Annotated in this window: 2 protein-coding genes and 1 pseudogene; all 3 read left to right on the forward strand. The window is 38.7% G+C overall.

The annotated features are described in order from the left end of the window. Positions 1–50: 50 nt before the first annotated feature. Positions 51–1295, forward strand: coding sequence for a helix-turn-helix domain-containing protein (locus AC1DOS_RS17305; protein WP_477538498.1), 1245 nt, complete (start codon positions 51–53; stop codon positions 1293–1295). A 619-nt stretch (positions 1296–1914) separates the two neighbouring features. Beyond that, positions 1915–5655, forward strand: a complete 3741-nt coding sequence (locus AC1DOS_RS17310) for a S8 family peptidase (protein ID WP_477538499.1) — start codon at positions 1915–1917, stop codon at positions 5653–5655. A 326-nt stretch (positions 5656–5981) separates the two neighbouring features. Next, positions 5982–6167 (forward strand): annotated as a pseudogene (locus tag AC1DOS_RS17315) (MFS transporter); the annotation flags it as partial.

Here is a 6167-nt window from a genome sequence, read left to right on the forward strand (position 1 = left end):
GAGATATACTTCCCTATAATAAATAGAAAATCGTTTATCTGGGGTGTATTATGATTGAAGGAAAATTAATAAAATTCTATCGCGAAGAGTCAGGGCTAACTCAAGGACTACTTGCTCAAGGAATTTGTTCCGTCACACATCTTAGCAAAATAGAACGCGGGATTACGGAGTTTTCTCATGAAATTACGGATTTACTTGCAAAAAAACTTGGGATAACAATGAATATTGAACGCTCTCGCTATTTTTCCCTACAAGAAAAACTGATCAAATGGAAGAACGCATTGATTATGATCGACTCAAAAGAAATCTATCAACTTAAAGAAGAAATAGAAAACGAATCTTTAAGATTTTTAGCTGACTTTAAAAATCAATACTATCTAATATTGGCAAGGTATTATTTATTTGTAAATGAAAAGCCTAAAACAAAAAAAATCATAGAAACGATGAGGAATCAGTACAGTGACCTTGATTCTGATGAACAAAATTTCTTAAACCACATAGACGGAATCTACATGTTTCTGACAGGTAATTACAAGTCTTGCATTGAAACATTAAAAAAAATTGATAACAATTATTCAAACTTAGAATACTATTATCATTTAGCAATAGCCTACCATTCAATTCAATCAACTATTTTTTCCTATTTTTATGGACAAAAGGCGTTACAATTTTTCAAAAGCACATTAAATATCTTAAGAATTATTGATACAGAAACCCTACTTTTAGTCCAGCTTAATTCCACGGAACCTTATGATATGGATGAAACCAAACAACAATACGAAAAGTTGCTGAAAGTCTGTGAATCAGTCAACTGTATTGATAGAGCGTCTAAAATCTATCACAATATAGCATTTGAATATTATAGAAGAAAACGATACTCCGAGGCTAAACAGTCGTATGAAAAAGCATTGGAACTAATAACTGAAAAGACACCTCATTATCTAACATCACTTAATGGGTATATTTCTGCCTGCTATAAAGGGAGGCTCCTTCCCGAAGAAGAGCTTATCGATCTTTCAAAAAAAGGATTAAAATTAACAAAACAAAATCAAGATCCTAGACAAATGGATTTTGAAATCCAACTTCATACTATCTATCAAAATGAAAAGGAGCTATATGAGTATATTGAGAAAACAGCCATTCCCATTCTCATCGCCAACGGAAATCAGTTTGTAAAACTACATTATGAAAAAAAACTGTTTTTGTATTATGTTAAATCGAACCAGAAAGAAAAAGCCTTTCAACTAGCATCCGATAAAATGACAAGTGAAAAAAGTTATTATCATTTTGAATGAAGATATTAATGATAATGAACTACTGATAGAAAGTTGGATACCTGACCCATACATAGAATAGTTAAACACCACGTTTTGCTGATTCACAGTCCGCTAAAACAAGAGCCGATTACTCCTACGCTAAGGAGTAATCGGCTTTTTATCTAGAAATTTACTTAACGTATGTTTCATCATTTTATTGGTAGGGCCCTTTGACCGAAATGATTTTAATGGTTTAAGAAAATAATATAGTCAAAAGGTCCTGTAAAAAAAACCATCGACATCCTTTTATAGTAGCTGGGGTATAAACGTCAACCTTTTTTAAAAAATAAAAGCTGTTTTATAAAATAATTAGTTCTAAAACCCTCTTAAATAACCCCCATCGACTCTTTAAATCAAGAGGTATACAATTCTATTAAATTCAATGCCTACTAAATTCAATGCCTACTAAATATCATCTGATCCTTCAACTAGAACAACATACTCCTGTTCAGAATCTTTAATTGGCCAAAGGAGGTTTTTTCTTTCCACATACTAGCAAACTATTAACTCCCGTATTTGTTTTAACAGTGAGTTCCCTACATCAAGACAGATCATACTAGATGCATTTATTTTATAAATAGCTTTTTTAGGAGGAAATATGTTGAAAAAAATGAACATGAAGACGGTAATAGCAACCTCTTTATCTACGGTTATGCTTGCCTCAACCTTTTATAACGTTAAAGCAATTGATAAAACATCGCTTGAAAAGACACTTGAGACCTCATCTTTTGTAAACAATATCAATGGCGCAGATGAAAAAAAGATCACGCTTATTACAGGTGATGTCGTGACCATTAAAAAGATTGAAGGCGGTAAAAGCGTAATTAATGTGGAACCTGTTGATCGGAATGGTGCAGGTGCTCAGATTCTAAATATTGGTGAAAATACGTATGTTATTCCAGGGTCAGCTATGCCTTACCTCGCAGCTGATAAGTTAGATAAGGATTTGTTTAATGTAACGGAATTGATCGAAAATGGCTATGATGACAAAACGCTTTCGTCTCTACCCGTTATCGTAGAATATACAGAAAAAAAAGGCAAAGCCGTTCAAGTAAAAGCTGAACCAAAAGGAGCTAAAATAGTTCGTGTGTTAGAGAGTATTAACGCTKTTGCCCTCTCTGCTACCAAAAATGAAGCGGATACGTTCTGGGAAGATATCACACCTGATGGTGAATCAACGTCAACAGCGAAATCAAACACGGCTTTATTTGAGCAGGGCATTGAAAAAATCTGGCTGGATGGCAAAGTGGAAGCCACATTAGACAAAAGCGTACCTCAGATCGGTGCCCCAACTGCATGGGATTCTGGTTTTACAGGTAAGGGGGTTAAGGTAGCGGTACTTGATACAGGAATCGATCCTAATCATCCCGATCTTGCAAATCAAATAGACGCGGCAAAAAGCTTTGTACCTGGAGAAACGGTAGATGATGCTCATGGACACGGCACACACGTTGCTTCAACGGTACTGGGAACAGGTGCAGCCTCTGAAGGCAAGAACAAAGGTGTTGCTCCTGAAGCACGTTTGCTTGTAGGTAAAGTGTTAAACAATCAAGGAAGCGGTTTGGATTCTTGGATTATTGACGGTATGGAATGGGCTGCAGACAACGCCAAGATTGTAAGCATGAGTTTGGGAAGCAGCGAGCCAAGTGACGGAACAGACCCGATGGCTCAAGCCGTAAATAGACTAAGTGAAGAAACAGGTGCACTATTTGTTATTGCTGCCGGAAACGCAGGTTATGAAGGAGCCATCGGTTCACCCGGAACTGCAGATGCAGCATTAACAATCGGTGCCGTTGATAAGTCAGACAACATCGCTTATTTCACTTCCAAAGGTCCTCGTTATGGAGACATGGGATTGAAACCTGACCTGTCTGCACCGGGTGTTGACATCGTTGCAGCTCGATCTGGTCTTTCATCAGGAAGCGGATCTTACAGAAGCATGAGTGGTACATCCATGGCAACTCCACATGTGGCGGGTGCTGCTGCAATCCTTCTGCAGAAGAACCCTGAGTGGAATGGAACTCAACTAAAAGAAGCGTTGATGAGTACGTCTAAAAAGTTAGATTACTCGCCTTATCATATCGGATCGGGCCGATTGGATGTACCAGCAGCTGCATTCAGCACAGTGAGAGCAACCGGTTCCCTATCATTTGGATTTTTCAAATGGCCACATGATAATGCTCAGCCTGTACAGAAAACAGTCACGTATACAAACGACAGTGACTCCGCTGTAAACTTAGATTTGCATGCTGACTTTAAGAATACAAAAGGTGATGCTGCAACAAATGGTTTGTTAACGGTTTCTGAGAGCCAGATTACCATTCCGGCTAATGGAACAAAAGATGTAAAGGTCACTTTGAACCCACAACATGGAGAGTTAGGCACTCGTTATGAAGGACATCTAACAGCAACAGATGCCGAAGGCAAACAAGTGGCTCATACTTCAATGGGTATGGTAAAGGAAGAGGAAAAGTATCCGTTAACGTTTAACGCTACAGACCGTAACGGGAACCCTACCCTTACGTATGTTGGACTCGTTAACAAAAACATGGATCCTGAATTTGTTGCTGTAAACGGAACAACAGAAGTTCGTTTACCCGCTGGAACCTATTCAGCTATGTCTATGATGGAAGTAGATACCGAAACAGATCACCAAGGTGTGGCATTGGTTGGTACACCAGAGATTAATCTAGACGGTCCTCAAACCGTGGAACTTGATGCTCGAAAAGCAAAAGAAATTTCAGTTGAAGTGCCAAAAAATACAGAACCAAGCTATCAGCGCATGGAATACTACCGTTCCCTTGATGGCAAAACAATGAATCATATTTATTTAATGCCTGTGTGGATCGATAAAATGTATGCTGTCCCAACAAAGGAAGTTAAGACAGGAGACTTCGAATTTTTGACTCGCTGGCGTTTAATAAAACCTTACCTTGAGATCAATTTTAAAGGAAAAGTGTTGGATGATATTCCATTGGCTGGAAGTACACTTCTTGATGGAAAATATAACTTATCAACCGTTTATGCAGGAAAAGGAACACCAGTTGACTATGAGCGTCTGAAAGCAAAAGGCAAAGCGGTTGTCGTCGATCGCAACACGGAAGTTACGCCTTCTGAGCAGGCCGTTGCGGCACATGCAGCGGGTGCAAAGCTGTTGATCATCGTAAACAATGAAGATAAGGAATTCAGTGTGTTTGCAGGAAATCCCGATTATACAGATATTCCTCTTGCCGTTGCTGGAATCAGTAAAAGTGAAGGCGATAAAGTGATTACAGCAGCACGTTCCGGTGACCTGAAATTGTTTGTTGAAGGTGAAGTAAATACACCTTATGTCTATGATCTAATGGATGTGCATCAAGACCAGATTCCAAAGAATTTAAAATATGCACCATCTAACAATGAACTAGTCAAGATTGATAGCCGTTACAAATCAGACCGTGAAGCACCTGGCGGAGAGTTCCGTTATGATCTGCGTCCGTACACAAGAGGAGCTGTTGGGTTTTTATACAAATTACAGTTGCCATCTGTTCGAACAGAGTGGGTTTCAGCAGTGAAAGATACACTCTGGTATCACCATGCAGAAGTATTAGACAGTCCTTGGGAAGTTCGCCAGCCTGCTGTTACCTATGAAAAAGGTCAAAAGCTTCAAGAAGACTGGTTCTCACCAGTAGCTCGTCCTCGTTTGGGAGTTGGTTATTGGACACCTAACCGCCAAGGGAACTATTTACAATTCAATATTCCTGCTTGGGCAGATTCAGGAAATGGCACTACAGGCGGTATCGGTTATGATGATTCCGTGAAAAATCAAACACTTAAATTGTTCCAAGGAGATACCCTTCTTAGAGAAGGAAAAGGACAGGCTTTAAATTTATTTAATCCAGTCCCAGAAGAAAAAACACAATACCGGTTAGTAAGTGATGCAAAGCGTGATCCGAATCGCTGGACAACATCTTTAAGTACTCATACGGAATGGACGTTCTGGTCTGGAAAAGCTGAGGATTACCACACGTTGCTTCCGTTCTATTCTCTTGACTACAAAGTTGAAACAGATATGAACGGCAATGCATTAGCTGCACCATCCACTGCGATCGAGCTTTCTGTTGCAAAACTTGATGATGTAGCGGGTTACGGTAAATTAGAGGGAGCTACATTAGAGGTTTCCTTTAATGAAGGAGAGTCATGGAAGAAAGTAAAACTTGAGCGTACAGCGGATGATCGTTGGACAGCTAAGATTAACAATCCTAAGACAAACAAATATGTTTCCCTCCGTGCAACAGCTTGGGATGACCAAGGAATCAAAATTTCTCAGGAAGTTATTAAGGCTTATGGTTTGAGATAACATCGATTAGATTAATAGCATACCCCTCACTAGCTGAGGGGTATGCTATTTTCTTTTAATCAACCTTTCCGCCTTGAGCATAATTATTTGTCTAGTTAGAATGCCCGATTTTTATCGGTAAATCATGGAGATATGTTTCAATTTCTTCTTTAAGTCAGTAAGGTTTCCCCCGAATTTCCCCTCTCTTACGTAGCATGTGAATTTGCTTGGTATCCTTAAATAGTTGATTCAAATAAAATTTCGTGTCCCAAAGGACTTGTTTTCTTTTACCATAAGTATATAATTCAAAGCGTACCACCAAATTATGAATTAACGTGGAGAATAATATGCGCCCATATAATGAAAAAATTAGTATTTACAATGGTATGGCTTCGACTATTGCCTTGAACTTTTCGAATAATTTCTTTCCTATTTTTGCKATTACCATATTAAGTGCCAGCAATTATCAGGTGGGATTAATTAGCTCCCTTCCTCCATTAATGGCCTTACTTATGACGATTCCAGCTGCCATC

This window comes from Paenisporosarcina sp. P5_A11, from assembly GCF_056400705.1.

Coding starts and splice junctions, on each gene's coding strand:
- AC1DOS_RS17305 (WP_477538498.1), top strand. CDS start 51: ATGATTGAAGGAAAATTAATAAAATTCTATCGCGAAGAGTCAGGGCTA.